Source organism: Paenibacillus maysiensis, from assembly GCF_000520815.1.
Lineage (GTDB): Bacteria > Bacillota > Bacilli > Paenibacillales > Paenibacillaceae > Paenibacillus > Paenibacillus maysiensis.
Genome location: NZ_ASRY01000084.1, coordinates 1 through 26441 on the forward strand (window position 1 = coordinate 1; position 26441 = coordinate 26441).

At 43.3% G+C, this 26441-nt stretch carries 21 protein-coding genes and 1 pseudogene; 3 read left to right on the forward strand and 19 right to left on the reverse strand.

Annotation, left to right across the window (positions count from 1 at the left end; all coding sequences use genetic code 11):
* Positions 1-395: 395 nt before the first annotated feature.
* Positions 396-521 (reverse strand): annotated as a pseudogene (locus L696_RS31805) (CueP family metal-binding protein); the annotation flags it as partial.
* Positions 522-1054: 533 nt separating this feature from the next.
* Between L696_RS31805 and L696_RS0105790 the strand changes: the two are divergent.
* The gene (locus L696_RS0105790; RefSeq protein ID WP_025682800.1) at positions 1055-1624 is read left to right on the forward strand and encodes a DUF1697 domain-containing protein; all 570 of its coding nucleotides are present in this window, start codon (positions 1055-1057) and stop codon (positions 1622-1624) included.
* Between the two features lie 199 nt (positions 1625-1823).
* Here L696_RS0105790 and L696_RS0105795 read toward each other — a convergent pair whose 3' ends face one another.
* Positions 1824-3569 carry a methyl-accepting chemotaxis protein gene (locus L696_RS0105795; RefSeq protein ID WP_025682801.1) on the reverse strand — a complete coding sequence of 582 codons (1746 nt, stop codon included), beginning with the start codon at positions 3567-3569 and terminating at the stop codon, positions 1824-1826.
* A gap of 325 nt (positions 3570-3894) precedes the next feature.
* On the opposite strand from L696_RS0105795, the gene L696_RS0105800 reads away from it, so the two are divergent.
* A complete protein-coding gene (locus tag L696_RS0105800; protein ID WP_025682802.1) occupies positions 3895-4473 on the forward strand; it encodes an RBBP9/YdeN family alpha/beta hydrolase in 579 nt (192 codons plus the stop codon).
* A gap of 104 nt (positions 4474-4577) precedes the next feature.
* Here the strand turns inward: L696_RS0105800 and L696_RS0105805 are convergent, their stop codons facing one another.
* The 8 genes from L696_RS0105805 to L696_RS30255 all read right to left on the reverse strand — a co-directional run bounded on the left by L696_RS0105805 (position 4578) and on the right by L696_RS30255 (position 15617).
* Positions 4578-6971 carry a polyprenyl synthetase family protein gene (locus L696_RS0105805; RefSeq protein ID WP_025682803.1) on the reverse strand — a complete coding sequence of 798 codons (2394 nt, stop codon included), beginning with the start codon at positions 6969-6971 and terminating at the stop codon, positions 4578-4580.
* Positions 6972-7502: 531 nt separating this feature from the next.
* On the reverse strand, positions 7503-8159 hold the full coding sequence (locus tag L696_RS0105810) for a DUF2625 domain-containing protein (protein ID WP_025682804.1): 657 nt from the start codon (positions 8157-8159) through the stop codon (positions 7503-7505).
* Positions 8160-8193: 34 nt separating this feature from the next.
* Positions 8194-8712 carry a hypothetical protein gene (locus L696_RS0105815; protein ID WP_025682805.1) on the reverse strand — a complete coding sequence of 173 codons (519 nt, stop codon included), beginning with the start codon at positions 8710-8712 and terminating at the stop codon, positions 8194-8196.
* Positions 8713-8740: 28 nt separating this feature from the next.
* On the reverse strand, positions 8741-9748 hold the full coding sequence (locus L696_RS0105820) for a phosphotransferase (protein ID WP_025682806.1): 1008 nt from the start codon (positions 9746-9748) through the stop codon (positions 8741-8743).
* A 425-nt stretch (positions 9749-10173) separates the two neighbouring features.
* Entirely contained in the window at positions 10174-11172 is a 999-nt protein-coding gene (locus tag L696_RS0105825) for an AraC family transcriptional regulator (RefSeq protein WP_025682807.1), read from the reverse strand.
* An 85-nt stretch (positions 11173-11257) separates the two neighbouring features.
* The gene (locus L696_RS0105830; protein ID WP_025682808.1) at positions 11258-12454 is read right to left on the reverse strand and encodes an MFS transporter; all 1197 of its coding nucleotides are present in this window, start codon (positions 12452-12454) and stop codon (positions 11258-11260) included.
* A gap of 27 nt (positions 12455-12481) precedes the next feature.
* The gene (locus tag L696_RS0105835; protein ID WP_025682809.1) at positions 12482-15262 is read right to left on the reverse strand and encodes an alpha-L-rhamnosidase; all 2781 of its coding nucleotides are present in this window, start codon (positions 15260-15262) and stop codon (positions 12482-12484) included.
* A 217-nt stretch (positions 15263-15479) separates the two neighbouring features.
* Positions 15480-15617 (reverse strand): hypothetical protein, encoded by a 138-nt coding sequence (locus tag L696_RS30255; RefSeq protein WP_245233299.1) that lies wholly within the window; start codon positions 15615-15617, stop codon positions 15480-15482.
* Positions 15618-16133: 516 nt separating this feature from the next.
* Between L696_RS30255 and L696_RS29250 the strand changes: the two genes are divergently transcribed.
* The gene (locus L696_RS29250) at positions 16134-16484 is read left to right on the forward strand and encodes an HXXEE domain-containing protein (protein WP_081750689.1); all 351 of its coding nucleotides are present in this window, start codon (positions 16134-16136) and stop codon (positions 16482-16484) included.
* Between the two features lie 156 nt (positions 16485-16640).
* Here the strand turns inward: L696_RS29250 and L696_RS32315 are convergent, their stop codons facing one another.
* From L696_RS32315 to L696_RS0105885, 9 genes are all read right to left on the reverse strand, one after another.
* Positions 16641-17375, reverse strand: a complete 735-nt coding sequence (locus L696_RS32315; protein ID WP_025682810.1) for a methyl-accepting chemotaxis protein — start codon at positions 17373-17375, stop codon at positions 16641-16643.
* Between the two features lie 39 nt (positions 17376-17414).
* Positions 17415-18872, reverse strand: coding sequence for a glycoside hydrolase family 1 protein (locus tag L696_RS0105850; protein ID WP_025682811.1), 1458 nt, complete (start codon positions 18870-18872; stop codon positions 17415-17417).
* 31 nt (positions 18873-18903) lie between these two features.
* Complete coding sequence (locus L696_RS0105855; protein ID WP_025682812.1) at positions 18904-20817, reverse strand: beta-glucoside-specific PTS transporter subunit IIABC; 1914 nt, start codon at positions 20815-20817, stop codon at positions 18904-18906.
* 105 nt (positions 20818-20922) lie between these two features.
* On the reverse strand, positions 20923-21756 hold the full coding sequence (licT, locus tag L696_RS0105860) for a BglG family transcription antiterminator LicT (protein ID WP_025682813.1): 834 nt from the start codon (positions 21754-21756) through the stop codon (positions 20923-20925).
* Between the two features lie 573 nt (positions 21757-22329).
* The gene (gene moaA / locus L696_RS0105865; protein WP_025682814.1) at positions 22330-23346 is read right to left on the reverse strand and encodes a GTP 3',8-cyclase MoaA; all 1017 of its coding nucleotides are present in this window, start codon (positions 23344-23346) and stop codon (positions 22330-22332) included.
* A 37-nt stretch (positions 23347-23383) separates the two neighbouring features.
* Positions 23384-23617 carry a MoaD/ThiS family protein gene (locus L696_RS0105870; RefSeq protein ID WP_025682815.1) on the reverse strand — a complete coding sequence of 78 codons (234 nt, stop codon included), beginning with the start codon at positions 23615-23617 and terminating at the stop codon, positions 23384-23386.
* Positions 23610-24053, reverse strand: a complete 444-nt coding sequence (locus L696_RS0105875) for a molybdenum cofactor biosynthesis protein MoaE (RefSeq protein WP_025682816.1) — start codon at positions 24051-24053, stop codon at positions 23610-23612. The genes L696_RS0105870 and L696_RS0105875 overlap by 8 nt, the downstream gene beginning before the upstream one ends.
* 85 nt (positions 24054-24138) lie before the next feature.
* Positions 24139-25158, reverse strand: coding sequence for a ThiF family adenylyltransferase (locus tag L696_RS0105880; protein ID WP_025682817.1), 1020 nt, complete (start codon positions 25156-25158; stop codon positions 24139-24141).
* The gene (locus L696_RS0105885; protein ID WP_025682818.1) at positions 25151-26305 is read right to left on the reverse strand and encodes a nitrate/nitrite transporter; all 1155 of its coding nucleotides are present in this window, start codon (positions 26303-26305) and stop codon (positions 25151-25153) included. The genes L696_RS0105880 and L696_RS0105885 overlap by 8 nt, the downstream gene beginning before the upstream one ends.
* Between the last annotated feature and the right edge of the window lie 136 nt (positions 26306-26441).

Sequence of the window (26441 nt, forward strand, 5' to 3'; positions counted from 1 at the left end):
GAGTTGCCGTCTGGCTTTCCGATGTATTGCTTGCAGCTCCGCAGCCTGTCAGAACAAGCGCAAAAATCAGCAACATTACAATCCCGCTCAAACCTTTTTTCATAGAACATATTCTCCTTGTGTATGTACATTTTATAGATAATGATAATCGTTATCATTTTTGGATTATGAGGGAGAAATATAATTTTGTCAATGGTAAAAGGTAGTGTCGAATGGTCAACGGGAACACTGACATGTTTTGCTTTCCGGTTCAGCGTAGCGCTGACCCAGGCACTCCTTCCACGGGGTAGTTGGTGCCTGGTGTCGTTATATTTTCCGAATGTTAAAAGCTTTGTAAGCATTCCCATTCCCTTTCCTGCACACAGGAATCCGGATATAGATTTGAATTTATTGAGTTAACCCAATTGCATGGTGGTAATACAGGTATCGTCGTTTTCAAACGTGGAGATTTTGGATTTTGCAGTTTTCCCCTCAAGCTCCACCGTAACGCTATAGGTTTTGTCACGCGGCAGCCATAGATCAGTTATGTTTGGCCATCAGAAAGAACAAGTCTCAATTCAAAGCTGACAAAGATACTCGCAGCAACCGCTTTTTGTGCTCCATCTCATGCTGCGTGTCGTCGATTAAGACTTCCAGATCCGAGGGAGCAGCACGTTCAATACTGAACTGTTTTTCATGATGTCAAAACTCCTAGTCATTAGCCTGTTTTTGCATTTTTGGCGGTATTTCAGGATATACTGTTCGTTCAACAAGTCCGTCAGTAACTAAACAGTTGGAAGGACTGGTAGTTTCCTATATTATTGATACAAATCAATCCTCACATTTGCAAAGCTTGCTTTATCGATAAAAAATCTGATATCAAGCCTACGGGCTGTTCCACGACCACGACATCCGACCCCGAACGGAGAAATTAATAGATTGTTGGGACAGTCGGATTCCTGTATCCCCTGAGCTTGAGTATCTATATAGCTTTGGGCGAAAATCAAACCGTATTTATTTGAATACCTATCCCTGTGTTAATAAAATACTTTTGTACAAGAGAGGTGGGCCTTATATGATCTATATTGCATTGCTGCGGGGCATTAATGTGGGTGGCAACAACAAGATTAATATGAAAAAGCTCAAGGAGACGTTTGAGAAGGCAGGCATGAGCCATGTGACGACTTATATCAACTCCGGAAACATCATTTTTTCCAGTGAAGTTCAATCCAACGATGAGCTGTCGCTCCAACTGGAGCAGGCAATTCTCGAGGATTTTAGCTTGCCTATCCGGGTCATCGTCCGCAATATGGGGGAAATACAGACCATTATGGAGGCATTGCCAGAGGAATGGTCTAATGATGCACAGATGAAAAGTGATGTATTTTTTCTGTGGGATGAAATTAACGATATTTCCGTTCTGGACAAGCTCCCTTTGAAGCCGGGAATCGGCCATGTAATGTATACGTCCGGGGCCGTTCTGTTTTCTGTCAGCAGAGAACATGTCACAAAAAGCGGGATGACGAAACTGGCCGGCTCCAGTCTGTATCAGCATATGACGGTGCGGAATGTGAACACGACCCGCCAGATTTATAAGCTGATGCAAAAGGCTGAGCAGGAAGAGTTACGTGCTTTAGACTCCTGATTGGAAGCCTCCTTCCTAAGCATTTTGTTTTCGTTTAGTAGACAAATCCGAGATCTACCGTAGAGGATAAAAATCAAAAAGGGAGCCTTCTTGCGGCTCCCCAACTGCAATTCTTGGATGTATTGTTCCCTCTAGACTCTGGCTATCGAGCTGATGAAGTCAACCCTCATATGGAATACCCCTCACCGGACTAGCTTCGTCAAATTGTAAAACCGTCGACCAGTTCATTCAATCGGGCAGCGCTTTCCTTCACCTGATCAGACTGTTGTGCCACTTCAAGAGATTTTTCCGCCGATGAAACCATATTCTCAGCAATGTGCTGGGTAGACACGGCAGATTGTTCGCTGGCTGTTGCGATCTCATGGATAGCTCTCACCATGGTTTGGATCATTGCATTCACCTGCTTAGAGGTGGCGTTCAAATCATTGACCGTGTTCGTATGCTCAACTACATCAGTGTAATATTGTGCTGCCGTATCCTCAAGCAGCTGATAATCCTTGCCCACCTGAGCTTGCAGGAAGTACAGCAATTCTTCGGCATTAGTCGTCAGATTGGCTACAGATTGTACAACCTCTTGAGTAACACTCTGAATTTGGTCTACCGCCTGCTTGGACCCATCTGCCAACTTGCGAATCTCGTTAGCCACAACCGCAAATCCCCGACCTGACTCACCGGCACGAGCCGCTTCGATGGATGCATTTAGAGCCAGCAAATTGGTTTGTGCCGTAATTTCCAGAATAGACTGGGAGAGTATGCGAATTTGGTCTACTGCCTTGGCTCGTTCTAGCGCTTCCTTCATCTTTTCATTGGCCTTCCGGTAAATTTCCTTGGCCGCTTTATTGGATTCACTAGCCGCATGCTTCAATGTTTCGGCTTTTACACTTGTATCATTGGCAGACTGGGCTCTTTCTTGAGTTTTGACCGATATGTACTCTGCCGCCCGCTGCATTTCATCCGCAGAATGATTCATGTTTTCTGTATATGCCGAAGTCTCCTCCATCGCTGCGGACAGCTGTTCGACCGTGGCAGATACATCTCTAATCCGCTCATTGAGATCTGTCATATTATGATTCGTCTGATCACTCAGTTGGTTAATTTGGCGCGACTCATTGATAACCCCCGTAATAACCATTGAGGTTGAATCTGTCATTTGTTGAATGGCACGTGCAATGACAGCGATTTCGCTATTTCCCTTGAGCAGGGTCGGATCAAGTGCTGCCGTCAAATTTCCTTGGGTAATCTCCTCACAGTATTTCGTAATGGTACTCATCCGGAAACGGATATTTCGAATGGCCGCAAAGGAGATGGTGATAAGAACAGCCAGCACGAGTGCCAGAACCGTGATCAAAACAATCGTGCGCATTTTTATCTCATTTTGCGTATTTTGATATAAGTTGGCGGATTGCTTATTGTTATAATCAGAAATCGTAGTCAGCATCGTAACAATTGCCGTACTGGATTTATTAATCCGGCCTCTCTCTTCCGTGTCATACGTTCCGCTATTTTTTTTGACTGTCATGATTTGCTCAATATCCTGATAATATGTGTCTATACTCCCCCGTAGTTCCTCGTACAATTTCTGTTCCTTAGCATCCAAATTCCTTTGTGAGAATTCATTTAGCCCGGTTGTAACGCTATCTTTTCCTTTCTGTACCTGCTTATACTGTTTATCTGTGTACTCCTTATTATCGAGTATTTTTGTATAATTTGCCCGCATATTATAGAAATCACTTTTGACTTCAAGTATATTCGTTTGGTGCTGAAAGCGATCCATATACAAAATACCTTGACCCTCTTTAGCTTGATACATACCGATAACCCCTACCAACGATACAATGAGCAAGCCCACCAAGCTGATCATGATCATGGAGACCATTGTTGTCGTGACCTTTAAATCTCTAAATCCGTTTACTTTTTTAGTGCTGTCTGATAGTTTTGTTCTCATCAAAACTCCTCCAGTCGTCTATGTATAATAGATCACGCTGCTCTCATAAACGCTATCCCCCAAACAATAAAAATTAAGAGATTACACCGTGATGATATATATATCGGTAGAAAGCGCTTAATATTGTAATAATAATAACAGTGCTGCTAAAATAAAGAATATCAGTCCCGTGAAAGTGAACTTGGGGCAGACAAATGTGATTATTATTTTAGGTGCTCACGAGCTTGGAAAATTTGCTAAACTAAAATAGTAGTCTTTATACCAAAGTGGGACATATATCATCAACTAATCAAGAACAATACAGGATGATAGGAGAGAACCTATAGTGACAAACCTACAAAATCAAAAACAAGTGTATATCATCCATGGGTATACTGCTTCACCTGCCGATCATTGGTTTCCTTGGCTACAAGACAAGCTACAGGAGGATGGCGTTTCTGTAGCTATATTGGATATGCCCAATTCGCAAGCTCCCCAGCTTCATGAGTGGACCCAGCATTTATTATCAAATATTGAGGTTCTACATAAGGATACCTATTTTGTTGGTCATAGCTTGGGGTGTGTTTCCATATTAAGATATTTGCAGGAAGTAAGTATCCCAGAGCAATTCAGTGGTCTTGTCTTCGTCTCCGGTTTTACCGATCCAGTGCCAACCCTGCCGTCATTAGATGAGTTTACAACTGATAAGCTGGATTATGAGCAAATCATGGATTCAGTAAAAATGCGTGCGGTTATTGCTTCAAAGGATGACACGATTGTCCCCTTTGCATTCAGCAAGAAACTAGCGAAAGATATCCAGGCGGATTTCCACGAAGTAGAACACGGAGGACACTTTTTAGAGCGTGACGGCTTTACTTCCTTACCCATTGCATATCAAGTTTTAATGGATATGATGAAAAGTTGAAAAGCTTTGGGTCCGAATGGATTCCGTGGAGTGAGCGTAAAAGGTAACACTTAAATTTGTAAAATACCCCATCGCTTATATTAAGCAATGGGGTACGCCCCTTTTTAACGGTCCCGGGTTACCATATAATTCATTAAATGCTTCAGAAAAGCGATATTGCGGGGTACCTCTTTCAACGCTTCCATAGCAAGGCAGTAGTGTTCCCACATCTCTTTACTGGCACCTTCCTGACCCAGGATGGATACGAAATTCGAATTGTTGTTCTCAGAATCCTTGCCAACAGGTTTTCCGAGTAAGAGCAGATCTCCTTCCACATCAAGCAAATCATCTTTAATCTGAAAAGCAATCCCCGCGTGATACGCGAATTTCTTCAAAGCAGCAATTTCCGACTCCTTGACCTGTGCGAGCATGGCAGGCATCACCAGACAAGCCTCAAATGCCACTCCGGTTTTGAAAAAGCACACCATATTCAGCTGCTCCAGTGTCAATTGCTTTCCTTTGGAATCCAGATCCATCGCCTGTCCCATACACATATCTTCTGCCTTTTGGGCCGAGTATTGTATCAAAGCAAGTACGGTTTCGGCATTGAACTGGTCAAGTGACGATTGTTCCCCAATCGCCTTCTGGATCAGATACAGACCGGTTAATTCCGCGGTAGCGCTATTGTGCACCTGATGCAAGGTCTGACGCCCTCTACGGGTAGACGCATTATCCTGAGAAGGCAGATCATCGAAGATCAGGGATGCGGTATGCATATACTCCAATGATCTCACAAGAGGCACGATTGCCGATGCGTCAAGTCCATATTCATTCACGCCCATCACCCAAGTTAATATAGGCCGTATCCGCTTCCCATCCCCTTCAAGACTGTAATTTGCAGCATCGATAAGCTGTTCCTTCATCACCGGAATCCCGTGAGGTTTGGTAATTTTCAATTGGTTATTAATCTGATGGCGGATCGTTTTGAACGTATTGAAAAAATCTTCCTTTTCCTTCGAATCGTTTTTCAGATGGGTAATCATCTGGTCCCGAAGCAGTTTATCGAAGAAATCTACATCATCCGCCTTTCGCACCATCTGCTGGATGAGACGATTGAATTCCGGATTTCCAGATGCAAAAATCTCCATCATTTCATTATACTTTTCAGTACCTACACGTTCTTTATAACGTTTGAGTCCATTCATTGCACGATCCAGTATCACCTCACGGGCCATGGCATCGGAATCATATACGTTATGGATCAAATAGGAAATAACCGCCCAGTATAATTCAAAGGGATTGATAAGATCCGAACGCTGATCATGATATTTTAAATAGTAGGTATAGGGTGTTACCGCACCATCTCTCATATCGTCAACCATATCTGCAAAATCATCAGCCAACTGGTTATAGATACCATAAAAGAATGTTCGTTGCTCAAAGCCCTCATCCTCAGGAGCACCAATCACGGAACGGACAATCAATCGGGAAGAAGAAGATTTTAAAATGACAGGTATATAAAGCTCTTCATTGGTGTAATTAGCACGCGTTAGGTCCTTGACACGGTCGATATCCTGGGAATGAAAAAAGACATAGGACTGCTCAAAAAATGTTTGCTGTGTATCCGGCCGCTGATGTTCCTTAATATACTCAAAAGCATCCGAGAGCTCCGAATGTATGTATTGAATTAACTTCATATTATTTCCGGTCCAATCGCCCAACTCAGGCACAGATCCAGTGAGAAGCGCCGCACGTATCATACGGGAATACTGTTCCTTCTCTTGAGCGTTCAAAACCTGGGAATCGAGAAGATCGTCAATAAAAGGATAAGTTAAACCATAGGAATAACCAAGTCTGATGGCTTCATCCAGTCTGCGAGCACGTTCCACAGGTGACACTTTATCGTCCATCTCTTCCATCACATGCAGAATAACCCCGATAATGATCTTAATTAGTTTGCGCTGGGCTTGCTCGGCATCCATTTCCTTTGGAATATGGGAGGATACGGACCTAAGTTTGTTGATCACCCAAATTGTGGCGGTTTCTATGCCTTCCTTCTGGGCCCACCGATACAACCCGGCCAAATTCATAAATTCTGGTTGGTCTTCCCCGTTTGCACGGGTGGATTGAATCAAGTGTTTTTTTATGTCAGCAATGGCACGCTGAATCCGGGTATGTGTGTCAGGAGAATCCAGAGCTTTGCCTAGATCCCTCATATAAATATAGGAGACGCTTCGATCCAGGTAATCATCCAATTTGCCTGTATAATTCAGCCATTGAATGTATCTATGATAATCCCGAGTATCAGGTTTTCTCTTTGCCCTCGAAAAGAAGGATAGCCATGAAGAATGATGAATATGATTCCTTTTCCACATTTGAATATCTTCTGTCAGGGTAGTTACATAAGTCTTGTCTTTGACCTGTGCATAAAGTGATGCAAAATACTGAACCGCCTTCTGCTCAGCCAGCCGATATCCTGTATTGGCATGATTTATAAATTTCTCATTCATACGATGCATTACCTCAACTTCTATTTTTGTTAAACATGGTTGCATTTCTTCCCTGACGGGAATGGGGCGGATCATGTTTTTATCTTTATACGGGAAAGAATCTGTGAGGTTACGAAATTATCATGCTGCTTACCGAAATAAACTGATTGGCTTCATCAAGCAGATGTACCTTTACTGACTGGTCTGATACCATTTGAATTATATAAGTATAATCGATTTTAAACCGTCTGTTGACTGGCTACCTAGTTATATTATGAATGTTATGAATAGGAGGTTGTGTGATTAATGACAATGGAAGAGGTGCTATACCGACTGGAAAATATGTGAAGGTCACTCATAAGGGGCCTGAATCCAAATAGATGGAACCTATGACTCAATTCGTGATAGGGGGATCAGTGCTGCTCGCTCTTTTGATTTCGAGTATTGGGCTGATATTCATTCTCTGGAGCAAAAGGACAGCACGATAGATATTTAATGCCCTGGGAAGCTTAGTCGATGTAACAAGAGCAGAATGTACTGCTACGCATGTATTAACTTATATTATTTCGAGCTTGCCGACTCCCAAGCTTCTGCCACAGCTATAGGTGCCTTGCGGCTGGTTTCTCCACTGCCTTCCTTTGTCCACAGCGGTGGATAATAGGCAAATACCTGACCGGGTTGAAGCTTGCGAACATCGTCCTGCCAGCCTTTCCAACGGAACGTCTGGTAGAAAAGCTCCAAATCCCCCTCAGCCAGCCAGCCAAAAAAACCGGAATAGGCCTTTTCTGTAGGTTCCCAGGCAAGCGTATCCGGTGCAAAATAGTAAATTTGTCCGTCATTACCGAACCGCCCTGTATTCAGTCCAAAAAATCCGCCTGCTGCATCGTAGGCCACAATCAGCATTCCCCAAAGCGCGGGCACGCTTGCCGGCTCTTGAAGTCCGTTCCACGAAGTCAAGCTGCCATAAATTCCAGAACCACCTGCACCCAGCAAGGTAATCCAGCCGTGATCAAACACGATCCCTCCTGTCTCATAGGCAACCGTTCCCAAATACGATTTCGTACTCACCTGTAAACGGTACAGCGTATCCCCCGAAGCCGATTCCGATTCTGCCGATACAATGCTATATGGATTTTGGCCTTCTTTCAGGATATTTCTAACCTCTTCCCATGCATGGTTTTCCTTATCCAGCAGTTCATCAATCGTTAAAGCATGCATGTTCATTCCCCTCTCATTGTCCTAATCTCAACCTTCAATCCACATACTGAGTCTTTAAGACCTGTGTTTGATCCAAAATCACCCACTGATTCAACTCGTCGTATCCTTTTACAATTGCTGTGATCTCATGCTTTGGATACATCCATTCGGATGGTGTCTTTTCCCCATATAAACGAGCGTCTGCCAATCCGACTGCATCATGCTGGAAAATATGTATCAGCGTTCCCTGCGGAAAAAATGCTTCAATATAACCCTCTACCTTAGTCCCAACGGGCAGTACGGTTTTGACTTGATGCCATTCCTTGTTGAAGGCCTGAAGATAATTGGACCAGACTTCTTCAAACTCTTCTTTTGTAATTTTAGTATAATAGGGCTCCGTGTCATCAATCGATTTCTCGGCAAGTAAGAAATGATATTGCTCGTGCTTGCGATTAGAGGCGATATAAGTGCCATCATCTTGGATTACAATTTGTCGATACGCTACACCATCTGAATCTATTTCAAAATACCACGTTCCCATGCCTGGTTCCGGGCAATCTTTAAGATATTTCATGTGCCTCCTCCTCACCTTGCGATAAAGTTCATTCATACGCCATTCCTGCGAGGATCAACTCCTCCTGAATCCAGCTACTTCTGGTAGACAGTTGCAGCAAGTCGGCAGCGATCTGCTTGATCTGCTCTTGTAACACATGTGGCTGGTCAGTTCCTTTCAGAAAGCGACTCAAGAAATGAAGAAATACATCTACCTTCCTAAGCAGCATCAATACAGGCACCGCATCAATCTCGGCATGGGAAAGATGAACTTGGCAACTAAAGCCCTGGCAAAAATCCCGAACTGCTTGCGTCTCCTCCGGTTCTCCCAAAAATCCTGATAAGATGACCGCTGGTTCCATGACCCGAACGTCTAACGTACAAAACTCAAAATCAAGCAGTGCAGTCACTTGGCTATGATCGGTATCCTTTACTAACAAATTGGAAGCGTTCAAGTCCCCATGTACAAGCTGATGCGGCAACTCTTCCAATGCATGAAGCGAATCTGTAATCTCTTCATATACTTTTCCTATCAATCGCAGCTCGTCATGCAAAGTTTTTAGAGGCTCAGGCGGATGCAGGCAAATCTCTCGAACTATCTCCTGGTTACACAATGGATAGGATTGCTGCAAGGCGTAATACGGTCGGTAAACTGGAGCCATATCAAGATTGAATGTCGCAAGTACAGCAGATAATTCACCCGTAGCCTCGCCAAAGGAATAGGCAAAGCTTGATTCCTGCTCCAGTGGTGATTTGCCTTCTATGTAATCGAACAGACAGACATATTTGCCACTTTCCTTCTCAAGCTGAGCGAGTGTCTCTCCCATTACCGTTCGAATTGGCATCGGTACCCTGAATGATAGAGAATGCTTACTCAGTGCCTGCAAAACTGCATGCTCAAATTCAATTTTGTCCCTATCTCTGTGTGTATCGTAGACGCGCAGCACCCCGCTTCGCATACTACCCTTAACAAAATACGTCGTATTATTCCAACCCCCGGTTCGTTTCTGCAACGTTCCGTTCCACTCCGGCCAGTGCCGTCTTAGTATCGCTTCCAAGGATGCATCCTCCCTTTTGCCGGAGATAAAGTATGCCTATTCATTCTCCTTACTGTCACTTGTATGTCCTCGCTACATAATCTAGATATTGCGAACGCGTAAGGCCTCTTCTACGAATCCGAACTCGGTCAACGCTTTTTTACGTGCCTCGTGATATAACGGATGATCCAGCGTTTTGGCCCATTGATGAGCTTCCAGAGAACCAAAGCAATCGTTAGTGACACTGGAATAAGCACCATCATTTAAAAATTCCCTGGCAGATTCGAAGGTAATCTCCCTCTCCGGCTTTAAAGCGGTACCAGTCCCTCAGCTCAAACGATAAGTCCTTCCCACCTTACCTATCATTCATTAGCCTTGTGCTTATGAATTTGCAGATATTATAACACATAGACGCCCAATTAAAATTGGATGTCCCTTGATATCCTTCATTCCTTCAACTGCTTGTTTCGGATATTCTGCGGGGTGGCACCATACGCCTTTTTGAATTTTTTATAGAAAAAGCTCATGCTGTTATATCCAACCTGCTTAAATATCATTTCGAACGGCAGGTTGGTATTCACAACCAGAGAATAAGCTGCATTGAGTTTAATGTTGGCAATAAGCTGAGTGTAGGTGAGCCCGGTTACTTTTTTTAACTTATTACTTAAATACGTACTATTGTAATTAAAATGATGAGATAGCTGCTGCAGGCTTAAATGCTGATAATGCTCTTCCATGTAATTCAGAATAGCTGTAATATTATTTTCCTGCTGGTTTAAGTGAATATTATGCTCGCTTTCCAATACACGGACCAATTCTCCAAAAACAATTTGCAAATAAGCCTTGACCAATTCCATCGAATCCTCTTGCCTGGAAAAATATTCGATTAGGATTCTGCGCAGTATATATTGAAGGTTCTCATTATGCTGCGACTTAAAAATAATAAAGTGATTATGGTGCTGATGCTGGAGGACAGAGTTGGCGAGAAATTCGCCGATCAGACTTTTTTTCTTCGATAACCGCTGTAGGAACAAGGAAGAAATCGTTTCTCTTTGCAGCAAGATATTAATAAGTATATCGTCTTCTCCCAAAGGAGCGATGCTGTGCGGCACATCCTTATCCAGGACACACACTTGGCCTTCACAAAGCTGAATTTCCTTGCCTGCTATAATTTGATTGCATTTACCTGAGTAAACATAGTTTAATTCAATAAATTCATGCATGTGCTCTAGCATCGGAGCAAATCTATTGTGCTTGCTAATATAAATATTATGTTCTCCGAAGAAAAACAAAGCGGGCATACGATACATATTCTGATTTATATCAAAGTATCTCTCATTCTCCGCTTCTTCGGAGAGATCATTAATCACCTGATTATTTTGTTGCTGTAAAAGCTCAATTTCCGTTTTGGTTCTCAGCAACTGGTCCAACTCATGAAGGTTCATAACTACTGACTCCTCCTTCATTATAGGATGGAAAAACGGGCGTTTCTCCGCCCGTTAAAAAACTGCCTACACCTGACGACTCCCCTTAACTGTGAACTGCCGTCTGAGCCTTACTGCCCTTTCCTCTAATAGCGATTCCCAGACAGATGAGTGCAGCCATCGTAAACACAATTGCAGAAACGAGAAATGAAAATGAGGCGCTTTCATTTCCAAACAGCATGCCAATTAACTTGATGGCATAAGGCGAAGCAAACGCTCCCAAATTGGAGCCTACCATGGCAATTGAAATGGATAAAGTCTCACTGCCTTTAGGCACGATTTTAGTTAATATGGTAAAAATATAAGGAACAAACAACGCAAAGCTAAAGCCAATGATAAGCATGGCAACGGTAACCATGGTAACATTCTGAGCAAACCACAGCAGCAAAAAACCTGTTGCTGTTAATAGACTGGAGATAAAGGGAGCGTAATTTCTAAACCATTTATATATTTTACCAAACAAGAAGCCTGCAATCATGGTTGACAAGGAGAACAGCGTTAACGCGGTTCCTAAAAAGCTAGGATTAGGCATATCCTTTTCAGCAATCATAATACCTGTTTTGGTATACACAATCATGATGAAGGTCATAAACAGGAAAAGTACAGCTCCTAACCCAAGTACAGGCAGGGATAGCCCGCCGCTCTTGTGGCCCGTTCCTGTCGAACGCTCCACTGTAGGCTTCCCACGCTCTGGTTCGGGAATGATAAAAAAGAATAACAATGCGATAGGAATGGTGATAGCATAGCATAAAAAGGCAAACTGCCAGTTGATCAAAGCAAGCTGTCCTGCCACAAAGGTAGCCAGGCTGCTTCCAAGCCCTTGAACGGCGCTTTGAAAGCCTACTAATTGGGCACGTTCGTCTCCTTCAAAAAAATCACTAATTAAGCTAACAGCCAGCGAATTGAACATCCCGAGACCTGCACCTAATACCAGACGCAATGCGAGAATCCATGTAATGTTAGTTGTGAACATAGGTAGGATTCCGCCGATGACCACGAGCAGAAGTCCTAGCAGGACTGTATTTTTTTTGCCCAATTGGGAAGAGATCGGACCACTCAACAGCACAAACAGCATCATAGAGAAGGATGGAATCGTAACTACGCTTTCAATCAGCGAACTGGAAACTCCTGATAATTGGTTCAGCATCATCGGTATGATGGCCGAAATGGCACTCGCTGATGTCAGGACTAAGGAAATGGACAGTAGCGCCGTTTTAAACAAAACTTTGTTCTTTAAATTCATCAAGTTCTCACCCCTAGTGTATGTTATTTAGCCTCTGGTTGCATGTGCAGGAACCTGGGCAGCCTGGTAGTATCTGTACTGGAAAGCGTACTGTCCAGAACCGACCGTGAACGTCATCTCATACTCTCCGTTCTTTTGGAATATCTCCTGTTCCCTGGCAATTCCCATTCTCCCGGCCAGCTCCTGTGGTATATAAACTGGCGGATTCTGAATCGACGGATATTGCATGGCAATAGTCTGCTGTAATGCATCCGACTCCATAACTCCAGGAAGTGTAATTTCAGCCGTCGTATTATGTGGGACGCGAACCGTCAACTGCATTTCTTCATTCACGATTTCCCAATGGACTTCCAATGCACCATACGGCGTTTCCAGTTTCCCGTGGGCCGAAGTCAGATTGGCAGGCGGCTTAGGAGCTAATCGTGATTTTTTATATCCCGCTTCAAGCAAATCGATTCCGGCAATATTTTGGTACATAAAGTCTCCGACCGAACCGTATGAATAGTGATTGAACGAGTTCATATCCGCACTCCAGAACGAGCCGTCCACTTTGATGCTGTCCCAATGCTCCCACATGGTCGTCGCCCCCCGTTCAACCTGATAGAGCCATGAAGGATAATCATTTTGAAATAAAATCTGATAAGCTACATCCGTATAGCCATTGTCGGATAAAACCAGGCATAGGTAGGGTGTACCCACAAAGCCGGTATCCAGATGCATATCGTTTTTTTCTATGAGCCGTACGAGCTCTTGGATCACTTGCTTTTTATACTTTTCCGGTACCAACCCGAAATGCAAAGCCACAACCTGTGCAGTCTGGGTATTGGAGGTCAGCTTGCCAGCGTCATCGAAGTAGCGGTTCGCGAAAGCGCTTTTAATCCCCTCATGCAAGCTTGTATATGTCTTGTAATCGGTATAACGATTAAGCAGTTTGGCCGTCTCCGCCAAAATATGGGTCGAATATGCAAAATAGGCAGTTGCCACCAGCGTTCCATCCGTCGCCCCAAAATAGCTTCCTTCCTCGCTATCCAGCGCCAGCCAGTCACCAAGCTGCAAGCCGGTATCCCAAAGATATTCTTCGTTCCCCTGGGCGCGGATATAATCCACCCATGCTTTCATACTGTCATACTGCTGAGCTAAAATTTGCTTATCTCCATAGCATTGATAAATGGTCCATGGACATATAACCGCCGCGTCTCCCCATGCTGCCGTCGTTTTGTCCATGTTATCGGCAAAGGTTCCTTTGAGGACATCCGGCACTACAAAAGGCACTGCCCCATTTTCCAGCTGGTTGTAAGCCAGATCCTTCAGCCACTTTCGGAAGAAGGAAGCTGCATTCATATTGAAGCTGGCCGTTCTGGCAAAAATCTGTGCATCGCCGGTCCAGCCTAATCGCTCATCACGCTGCGGACAATCGGTCGGTACATCCAGAAAGTTCCCTTTTTGCCCCCACACAATATTGTGCTGAAGTTGATTCAGCTTTGGATCAGATGTCTCAAACACCCCGATCGTCTCCATGTCCGAATGCAGAACAACACCCGTAAAATCTTCAATCGCAACGTCATCCGGAAAGCCCTCAAGCTTCACATATTGAAAGCCTTGAAAAGTGAAATGCGGCCTAAATATCTCCGTCCCCTTCCCGCTGCAAATGTACGTAATCTGCTGCGCTGCATCACGAATGTTATCCCTGTAAAAATTCCCTTGCTGATCCAGCACTTCACCGTGCACCAGATTCAGAACCGTACCTTCAGGGGCATCAACTTTAAATTCCAGCCAGCCTACCATATTTTGACCCAAGTTAAGCACCAGCTCACCTTTGGGGGTTCGAATGAGTTCAACAGGCTTCAATCGGTTCATCACACGGACAGGCTCGTTCTCCTGAGCAATCAGATGACTTAACGGGAACGGAACGACCTGCATCATTTTCCGTTCGGTCAAGGAGCTATGTTCGGCTGCCTGTTGCTGCTCAAGTCGGGCATCATAGATTTCGCCGTTATAAATATCCGACATTAAAATGGCACAGCGCGCTTCCTCCCAGGAAGAATCAGAGCAAATGACTTCAGAACGGCCATCTTCATAGCTAATCTTCATTTGCAGCAGCAATGCATTCGTGTTCCCGTAGGTGTCCTTGCGCTTCTGCCAGCCCAGATAACCGCTATACCAGCCTTCTCCCACCGTTGCCGTGATCCGGTTATGTTGTTCTCGCACGGCAGAAGTCACGTCATAAGCTTGCACCTGAACACGATCGTTATAATCCGTCCATCCCGGGGTAAAGTAGGCATCGCCCACTTTTTGTCCATTTAACTCCAGTTCATACAGACCCAGACTTGTAGCATAAATGACTGCTTTTTTCACTTTTCCCTCAACCGAAAAACACTTGGAAGTGGCAAAAGGAGCTCTTGTCTGAAACTGTTCATGGATGCTCCGCTCCTTCACTGTGATCCATTGTGCCTTCCAGTCCTGCTCATGGAGCAGTCCCATCTCCCAATAGCCGGACTCACTCCATTCCGATTCCTCTGGTTCGGTGTCACCCGCGCCCTGAGCCCATACTTTTACCCGATAATAATATCTTTGTCCCGATTCCAGCGGAGGGCCTTCATATGGAAACAGAATGGATTGTTCCGAATAGGAAAAATGATTCCAGATCAGCGATTCAAAAGTGGGATGAACGGATACTTGTAATTGGAACCGTTTTTGGGAAACATATATTTTGTCAGATTCGATCTGCCAACTTAATCGCGGCTTTAGACAGCCCAGCCCAATCGGATTATTTAAATGTTCGCATCTAAGCGCTTTCACTTTTAGCATTCTTATATCCTCCCTGAGGTCTTCTTTTGTATTTCTATACTCAAATTAAAACGCTTTCATAGACTGTGCGCAATGTTGTATCCCTGCATGTTGTATGCTTGATTTACAGATGTTGAAATTCCACCCCTTATATTGAATCTTAAAATGGAGCTAGCGGTATCGAGTACATAAAATCCCGTAATGTGTGTGGGAGGATTGATGTCACCGCTAATCCGGCTCATTGGCGCAGGAGTGATACCCCAAGCATCGCGGCAGGATCACCCGGAAGCACCCTCGAGATCATGAATGTGATGACGACAATACCAAGCAGTGCCGGAATCATTTGAATCAATCGACGTAGTGTGTAAACGACCACAGCCTGTCCCCCCTTGTTCTTAATTCCTTTCTTCTTGTCATGTTTATTTTCATTTGTTGTTATTTTTAATCATTGTACTAAGGAAGCGAGATAGGTTACACGTCCTGAACAACTAAAAATAATAACGAAATTTGTTGTTCGCGCACTAAAATGACTCATTATGTTATTTTAATGTTATGTATAAATAAAGATAATCAAAAATATAACAATATTACAGTAAAGCAGCATCGCATTATCATATTATTGTATTGCTGTGTATAAAATGCACAAAGGACCTTCATCCAACAGGACAAAGGACCTCATAATTAACCCGGAATGACTTTCTCTTAACCCCAACTCACGAATAAGGGGTGGCATTATCGGAGCAATGAGCATTAGCCCTAGCATAGCCACAAAAACACTGAAAAATGAACAATTTGACTGGTATCGTTGAAGTTGATGAAACTTACCAGAATATTTGAATAGACTCTATGAAGGGGAGATTATTTTTGGAGCAATTAGTTATTTTATTTTGCGATAATTATTATTACTTCTTTGGCTTATCTTTCGACCTTTTTTTATTTGCTCTTCCCAAATTCCAGTTTGGCTAAATATATTCTTACTGGTTTCCTTGGTTCTATGATTGTTAATGCACTTTTTCCGCATTTACTTGCAAGTATCATGTTAAAAAGATATGCACCCGGAGTTTTAACTGGGATTTTATTGAATATTCCGATAAACAGTTTAATTCTATATCAATTCTTCCAAAATCATGAATTAACATTTAAAACGTTGCTTTTATCAACATTGGCAGTGGGAATAGTGCTGTTAGGTCTAATTCCTATTTTATTCAAAGTAGGAAAATCTCTCACTACACAAATATATTAGAAAACCATAAAATCAAATCTTTCGAAGAATATTATGATACTGCACTGTTAAACAAACAATACTCGTAATGAATCACTATTAGAAAAAAGTCTCGGCCTGTGATCTACATTTCCATTACGGTATGCACAAATCACAGAGCGAGACCTTTTTCATTCTTTATTCTGCTAAGCTTGGCTTGCTTTGGGAGGAAACTGCAATCTGCGTGATTTCTTGTTCCATGTTATATACCGATTGTCTGACGGCTTGCAAGGACTGTTCAATCCGTCCGGTTGCTTCCTTGGTGCCCGTAGATATTTTGCGAATTTCTGTAGCGACAACTCCAAAACCAGCTCCTGCTTCACCCATGCGGGCAGCTTCAATGGCTGCATTTAGTCCAAGCAAGTTCGTTTGCTCCGAAATTTCCTTAATGTAGCCTGCCACCTCAGTCACGTTACTGGAATCCTCGACTGCCTTTTTTGTGTTGCTCAAAATTTCTTCGGCTGTCGCACTAAGCTCCTCCGAGTGTGCCGCCACATGCTGAATCCCTTCGATTAGCTTGCTTGTCACATCCTCGGCTTGCCTCATCAGCTTCTTCAACTGATCTTGATTATCCATACTATAGGTGATACACAGTACTGCCTCGATCTCATTCTGCTCATTCTTGATCGGGTGAAAGTATGCATCAGCGGCGATTCCAAAAACCTCAGCCGCATAACGCTTTCTGGTTTTTTCACCACCCACTAACATTTTGAAGTCTCTGTATACATCAGGGAGAGGGTCACCTGCTTTGAAGTCATAAACTAAGCTTTTACCTGAAGATTGTCTCATGTAAGTATTCACTGTCGCTACATCAAACAGCGCATACCGATTGAGATCGGCACGCACTGTTGGTATATCTTTTTTAAAATCCATTTTTGGGCTCTACTCCACTCGCAAATCAGGCACTAAGATTTAATCCAATTGCTCTCCATTCGTTTCTATCACGTTCTTATACCAATAGAAACTCTTCTTTCTGGATCGGGCAAGTGTACCGTTGCCTTCATTATCCTTATCGACGTAAATGAAGCCATAGCGCTTCTTCATTTCACCAGTCCCTGCACTTACCAGGTCAATACATCCCCACGGAGTATAGCCTATTAAATCTACTCCATCAGCAATCGCTTCTTTCATTTGCTCAATGTGTTGCTTCAAGTAATCAATTCTGTAGTCATCGTGAATCGAGCCGTCTTCTTCCACCGTATCTACTGCGCCAAGACCATTTTCCACAACCATTAACGGGATTTCATATCGGTTATAAATGTTATTGAGGGACCATCTTAATCCCTGTGGATCAATCTGCCAATCCCAGGCGCTTGCTTTCAAATGAGGGTTCTTTAATCCCATGGATAAATTTCCGCCCACTTTCTCCTGGTCTGGGTCGGCACTTACACAAACAGATGAATAGTAACTAAAGGTATAAAAATCTACACAGCCTTCTTTTAAGATGTTTTCATCGTTGTCTTGCATTTTGATCTGAATGTTATGATCTCTAAAATAGCGTTTGGCAAATCCCGGATAAGCTCCTCTTACTTGAACATCTGAGCATAGGAAGTTACTCAAATTATCCTTTTGTTGAGCCAACAAAACATCGTTCGGATTGCATGTAAGTGGATACGAACACATATAAGCGATCATACAACCGATTTTAAAGTCCTTGTTGATTTCATGACCCAGCTTTACTGCCTTTGCACTGGCAATAAACTGATGATGCAAAGCTTGGTACAGACTCTGCTCATCCTTCACTGTAGCATGGGCAAGCTCTCCATTCCCCTCCGGCATCATAGCTCCAGCCATGAACGCACCAAAAGACAAGGTTAAAATATTGATTTCATTAAAGGTCAACCAGTATTTTACGACATCTTTGTATCTGTTAAAAAGCACCTCACAATATCTCACATAAAAATCTACCACTCTGCGGTCAGACCAGCCATTATATTTTTGAGTTAGATTAAACGGCGCCTCATAATGTGAGATCGTAACCAAAGGCTCGATGTTATACTTTTTCAATTCTGCAAATACACGATCATAGAACTGTAATCCTTGCTCATTCGGCTCTGTATCATCTCCGTTAGGGAATATTCTTGACCAGGCAATGGACATTCTAAAGACCTTGAAACCCATTTCTGCAAATAATCGGATATCCTCTTTATAGTGATGGAAGAAATCAATAGCCTCGTGACTTGGATAGTTCATACCTTCTTCTAATACAGGCGTAATTCTTCGGGAAGTCGTATGTGTCCCGGCTGTAATCACATCGGCAGTGCTCAATCCCTTACCGTCTTCGTTATATCCACCTTCCAATTGGTTGGCAGCCGTTGCCCCTCCCCATAAAAATCCTTGTGGAAATTCCAAATTAGTTGTGTTTTTCATTGTTTAGTTCCTCCTCAACATTTAATTAGGATTAGACTACAACCGTCAATAAATCCTCTTGATACTCAATCGACTTCTTCTCTGTTTCAATGACATCCAGGTAATTCGCAGTATTGGCAACGATTACAGGTGTGGTCAGAACATAGCCAGCCTCTTTTATCGCTTCCATATCAAACTCCATGAGCAATTGACCTTTTTTAACAGCATCCCCCTGTTTTACTTTAGGATAAAAATGTTTGCCTTTTAATTTGACCGTATCCTTTCCTACATGGATAAGGACCTCAACACCGTGATCACTGGTAATTCCGATAGCATGACCCGATGAAAAGAATGATGTTAATACGCCATCTACAGGTGAAACGACCTTACCTTCCGAAGGTTCAATGGCAATCCCTTTGCCCAGTGCACCTGTCGAAAAGGCTTCGTCTGTTACTTCAGATAAAGGTTTCACTTCACCTTTTAACGGACTCATCACAGTCTCTTGTTTAACTAAAATTTCTCCTTTAGCTGCTCCTGCTGTGCTGTCTTCCTTGTTCGCTTCTTTTACTTCATCATCTTTAAATCCGCCAAAGAACATAAGCAAGAAGCCTAATACAAAGCTTACCAGGATACCGATAACAGCCCCATAGAATCCGCTGTCTATTCCTGCCGGACTGATATAGCTCGGAATCGCGAAAATACCTAATCCGCCAATGATGTAACCTTTAGTTCCCATCATTCCTATAATACCGCCGCCTACTGCAGCCGCTATACAGCTTAAAATAAATGGCTTCTTACGTGGTAATGTAATCCCGTAAATCGCTGGTTCTGTAACACCAAAAATCCCGGAGATGACAGCTGGAATGGAAAGTGATCTTAGCTTTACATTTTTTGTTTTAAGCAGAATCGCCAGCACAACACCCGTCTGAGCAAAGGAAGCTCCAAGCGTCGCAGCAAGGATCGGGTCGAATTTGAGCACTGCCAAGTTGTTCATAGCGATAGGAACAAGTCCCCAATGTAATCCAAAGATAACAAATACTTGCCAGAAAGCACCCATGATTATGCCTTCAATAATCGGACTCAAGTTATACACAAAGAGGGTTGCTGCGCCAAGCAGTTGACCTGCCCAAGTCGAGAGAGGTCCAATCGCAATCAATGCTAAGGGTACAATAACTAACAAGGTGAAAAACGGAACCAAAAATGTTCTCACTACGCTAGGGATTACCTTCTTAAAGAAGTTTTCTATTTTTGAGCCTACATAGGTGGATATGATAATCGGAAGAACGGTTGACGCATAATTCATCAGAATGACCGGAATACCCAAGAAGGTGATATATACTGGTGACTCAAATATAGTACCGCTAAACAGAGTATATAATGGCTTGCCTGAGGCCATTGTCGCATTAAATGTTGGATAAACGAGCGATGCCCCGATGGCCATACCTATAAAAATGTTGGCATTGAACTTTTTAGCGGACGTATACCCCAGAAAAATAGGGAAGAAGTAAAATAAACAATCTCCTAAAGCATTAAGAATTTGATAGGTACCTGATGTGTTGCTGAGCCAGCCCAAAGCTACGAATAAAGCAGCAAATCCCTTAATCATACCCGTGGCACTTAAGACACCCAGCGTGGGTGTAAATACACCTGAAATGGTATCAATGAATCTATTGAACAAACTCACTTTTTCACCTGATGCTTCTTCTGAAGACGCTTCCTGGAAACCGCCTACAGCAGTAACTTCAGCGTAAACCTCCGGTACATGGTTACCTATAACAACCTGGTATTGTCCACCGCTTTTTACTACTGTAACAACACCATCCATGTTTTTCAAAACCTCTGTATTAGCCTTGCTTTCATCTTTTAGTTTGAAACGCAAACGTGTTACACAATGAGTTAGACTATTCACATTTTCTTTGCCGCCGACATTTTTGATGATGTCTTTTGCTAATGCCTCATACTTCATTGTAACTTCCCCTTTATTTGTATTTATAAAAAAAGGCAAAACCAAATAGATCAATTCGATCTAGGTTGGTTTCGCCTGCATTACCAGTAACAATCCAAGAGTTATTCAATTTTGTCTTTGGGTCACACGCTGAATATGAATCGTTATATACAGCTTTTCTTCATCTGACAATACCGTGTTCAAGTATTTCTCGATCTTCAGCATACAGCCATAGGCCTTTTTGTACTTCGCTTTCACTTGCCTCCACAAAAAATCGTCTTCCAGTTCTACTTTTTCTTTTTTATTTAATCGCTGAAAGAAGAATCTTAAATGTGTAATAAATCGCTCATAACTGATTGAGTGTTCATCTATGGTGTTATTATAAGAGTATTTAATAATATTCAAGATATCGTGTATTTTTTGAGTTTGCTGAGCAACATCTGCTACCTTGTTGTAGGAGCTGTTTACTTGAGCATTTATTAAATGAAGAGCAATATTACCTGCTTCATCTTCTGAGAATCGTTTGCCTGTTTCGTCTTCAATGAACTCCAATGCTTTTAATCCAACCCCAAATTCTTTGGGATAAAATTTTTTGATTTCCCAAATTAATGGATTTGTATTTTTAAGCCCTTCATCAAACATTTTAAATGCATTGTTCATGTGATCCGTAAGTGAAACATATATATAATCGCTCAATTGTGCTTCTAATATGCTTTTTCCATATTCAATGATGTCATAGCATAACGAAACATATTCTGATGGAACATCCTCTAGCAATAACTTAAATTTCTCTGAAGCATCTTTATGTTTAAGCACAAAGACCTTTTCAATTAGATGCTCTTCTACTTGTTCACCTGCACTCTTTTTGAATGCAATACCACGACCCATAACAACAAATTCATCTCTTTTTGAATCTTTGGCTATTATGGCGTTATTATTAAATATCTTCGTTATGATCATCTAACTGCCCCCCTATCCCATCAAATTTAGATGCTGGGCGAAATTCAGATAGGTCACAAGACGGTAATAGCCGATCAAACCTTCGTTGTAAATCAAATTCAAATGTATTGATTTACAACTTCATGTTATGAAAACGCATTCATAATAAGAGACAAAAGCCTTACGTTTTCCCTGAATGATCTTGAGTGCTCCCAAACCGATCTGATATTCCGTTTTGAAAATGGATATAGTCGGTTAACCACGTCCTATGACATCATTTTTCGGATGTCGATTCGTTGGTCGACGTCATCATCTTTGTTGTTCAGCACTTGTAAGGCTTTATATCACTCACCTTTCTGCGTTATGGCTGGGCCAGATATTCATATCATGCAGGATATCGCAAAGCTTGTATTCTAAAAAGAAAAGGCAAAACCCAACACATGGAAATCTAATTCCATGCCTCGGGTTTTGCCTTTTCAGTAACAATCCCAAGATCATAATAACATCGAATTTAAGTTTTGCCAACAAAAATGTTTGCGTTTTCTTTTTCGGGGCAATCGCATCAAATATAGCACACTTACATGGTATAAAATGTCAACCACCAATGTAGGACATGCTAATTTTTTTTCTGTTGTTGGCTGTCTGCTCCGTACGTTCATCGGAATACCGGTCCGTGCGTTGCTCCCATACTGAAGTAATTACATCGAGTAGTTCCTGGTCATTCGCCCCGTTGCGAAGCATCTGGCGTAAATCAAATCCGCCTGAAGCAAACAAACACGTATAAAATTTGCCATCGGAAGATAAGCGAGCACGCGTGCAGGATGAGCAAAACGATTCAGAAACCGAAGTAATAAAGCCAACCTGTGCGTCGTTGTCTTTATAACGATAACGTTTTGCCACTTCTCCAAAGTAATTCTCGTCCATCGGCTCCAGCTCGTACGCATTCTTAAGTCGTTCAACAATTTCTTTTTTGGTTAGTACCTTTTTGAAGCTCCATCCGGTATCGTTACCTACATCCATAAACTCAATAAAACGAAGAGTTATTCCCTGCTCCTTGAAATAAGCGGCCATCGGCAAAATTTCAGAATCATTAACACCTTTTTGAACTACCATATTGACCTTGATCTCAAAGCCGATTTCTCTTGCATATTCGATCTGCTTCAAAATAAAATCGGGCTTAATCCCCCGTCCATTCATCCGCCCAAATAGCTCGGGGTTCAGAGCGTCTACACTGACATTAAGCCGTCGCAGCCCTGCTTCATAGAGACGCTTAGCCTGTTGCCCTAGCAGCAAACCGTTGGTGGTCAAGCCGACATCCTCCACTCCGTCAATGGACAGGATTTGAGAAACAAGGTCGGGTAGGTTCCGACGCATTAAGGGTTCCCCGCCTGTGAGTCGAATTTTTTTGACCCCGAGGCCTACAAAGAGCTTCGCCAGTCGGTGGATCTCTTCAAACGACAGGCATTCACTTTTGGGAAGAAAGGCAAAATCGTCGCCGAAGATTTCTTTGGGCATACAATAGGAACAGCGAAAATTGCAGCGGTCCGTAACAGATATGCGTAAATCACGAATCGGCCGCCGCAATGAGTCCTTCAGCGAATACGAATTCATACGTTCCCTCCTTTCCTAGTGTTTAGGGTCGCTATCATCAGCCGCCGCTGACTGGGGGAATGAAGGCTGCAACGTCTCCATCCTGTAATACATCCGTAGACAACGCATACTCCTCGTTTATCGCAATTCGCACAGACCTGATCGGCATATCTGGATATTGATCTGTTATCCAATTGGATAAATCGCCTACCGTTTGGCCCGCCAAATCTGCGAATTCTTCTGTTTTTCCCGTCACCTCACGGAGTCCCGCAAAGTAGTACAGCTTAACCATGACTGATCTCCCCCGGCTTTTTCTTTTGATCTCCGACCCACTGCGTTCCATCTTCCCAAATCTCTCGTTTCCAAATAGGAACTATTTCTTTGATTCGTTCGATTGCGTATTCATTTGCCTCATACGCATCCGAACGGTGAGGTGAAGAAACGGCAATGACAACGGCGATATCACCGATTTGAAGCTCGCCAATGCGGTGCACGATTGCCACTCGTGTCCCTTCCCATTTCTGTTCGATTTCGCGGCCAATCTCCGAGAGCTTTTTTTGGGCCATAGGGACATAGGCCTCATAAGCAAGGTATAAGGTCCGTACGCCTTGAGTCCATTCTCGTACGTGCCCTGTAAACACAGTCACCGCTCCTGCTTCCGGCCTTAGGACATAATCCGCATAAGCCTGCGGGAGAATGGGCTCCGTCACGATTTCAAATACACTCATCTTTTCCACCTTCCAGCCACCGGCCAAGCCACTCTCCGGTGACAGACTCTTTTAAATGTTTCTGCTTTTTGTATCTATATCTCATTTAACCGAACAGCTGATGATATAGTTTCTGACCGTTGGCAACACTTCGTACACCGTGTATGAGAAGCCTTCCGTTTTTGAATAAAATCATTCGATGCTTAAAAGCATAAAATTCAACGAAATAAGGAGTTCTTTTTACACTATCTGCTATAAGCCTACCCATTTTCTCTGCATCATCGAGCGTGATCGGACGATGGGGGTCTGGAAGAACCTGTACCACATCCCGTCCGCACAGAGCAGCATACGCCGAGCGACGTGATGCTGTCAGTGCAGGAAACGTAGGATATTCTCCACAGGTTGGACAATCTTGGTTACGGATGCGGGAAATCCCTATGTCCATCTGCGTGTTCTCCCATAGATCAAATAGATGAACCTTGCGGCGCATCTTTTCACGTTTGCCGCTCAGCCACTTTATGGCTTCTGTACATTGGAGGGCGGCTGTCACCTGAACTGCGGGCGAAATGATTCCAGCCGTATCGCAGGTCTGATTGATCGCAGGCAGCGATGGCAGAAGGCAGCGTAAACAAGCTGACTCGCCCGGCACGAATGGAAAAACAACGCCTGTGCTTCCAACACAGGCTCCGTAAATCCATGGAATTCCTGCCTTCAGTGCAGCATCGTTGATAAGCAGACGAGTTTCGAAATTGTCCGTAGCATCCATCAGCAGTATACTTTTGCTGGCAAGTTCTTGAACAAGCTCGGCATCCAAATTATCGAGATATGTGTGCAACCGTACGTCTTCTCGTATGGCTTTTAGCCTTTTTTCAGCTGCCATAACCTTGGGCTGCATTTCCGCGGCGTCCTGCTCCGTGAACAGTTGCTGACGTTGCAGATTCGACATCTCTACATAATCCCGGTCAACAAGATGAAGCTCCCCAACGCCCGCTCTTACCAGTGTTTCGGCAATAGCGGAACCCAGTGCCCCGCAACCGATAATGGTGACGACAGCAGCGGATAGATTACGCTGCCCTTCGCCACCAATGGGTCTAAATAAGATCTGTCTGGAATAACGCTCATTCATTAGATTGTGTCCCTTGATAATACAGCCATATGACGAGGATCATACTAGCCAGCGCCACTTGGGAGAGTAGCATGAACCCAATGGAATATTGGCCAGTAACGGCATGAATCGTCGACAACAAGATCGGAGGGAAAAAGCCACCGAGACCGCCCATCATAGATACAATTCCGTTAACTATGCCTGCCTGTTTATTAAAATAAAATGGAACTAGCTTGAAAATGACACCGTTCCCCACTCCAGCACACACAGCAATCGCCAAGCAGCCTACTGCATAAAGGGTGATCCCTGGTGAAAAAGCCAAGAGAATCGCAGCGACCGTATAAACAGTAAACGTACCTAACAGCAGGAACAGGGGCTGAAACCGATCCGCCAGCCAGCCACCGATGGGGCGGAAGAATGTGGCAATTGCAATGAAGCCTGCTGTACGCATCCCTGCATCCACTTTAGTCAGCTCAAAATTCGATACCAGGAAATTCGGCAAGTACACCGTGAACGCTACAAATGAGCCAAATGTAATAAAATAAAAGAGCGAGAAAAACCAAAGCTTTTCATTTTTGTAAACCCCTTTGATCTGTTCCATAATGGGCGTCTTTACTTTAGCTTCATGACGGTCCCCTAAGAAGAAATTCAAAACGATAAAAACAAGCAGCAAAATGAGATACAGCTTCACAGTAGGGACCCAGCCAATTTGGGTAGCCACAATAGGGGCCGAGAAGGTAGTGACGGCTGTTCCCAAATTTCCTATACCATACATTCCATTTACAAACCCATGCTTTTCCTTTGGATAATACTTCGGCAGCGAAGTCACCCCAACCGAGAACACAGCTCCTCCAATCCCAAGGAACAAGCCACCGATAATTAAATCCATCATCGTAGAAGCTTCACTGATATAGTAGACGGGAAACAAAAGCAAAATAAAGCTAACGAGAAAAACGATTCTTGCTCCGAGGATGTTGGCATAATAACCAAGCGGAATGCGCAGAATCGAACCAAGCACGACCGGAATCGCCGTGACCATGGCCAATTTTCCGGGTGGAATAGCAATATCCTCCGTAATGAACGGCATAAGAGAAGAAATGATAACCCATACCATGAATCCAAGAATCAAGTTCAATGTTTGTAACGGCAACTGCATTTTTCTAATCATTTAACTCACCTTTTCAACGTTTTTTCTGTCGAATTATTTATTTAAATTTTCTGTCCCCATTGTAGCCGCTAGCCGATCTGTTCGAATATAGGGGAGTCCCCTTTACCTAGCAGGGGACTCCCTGAAAATATAAAAA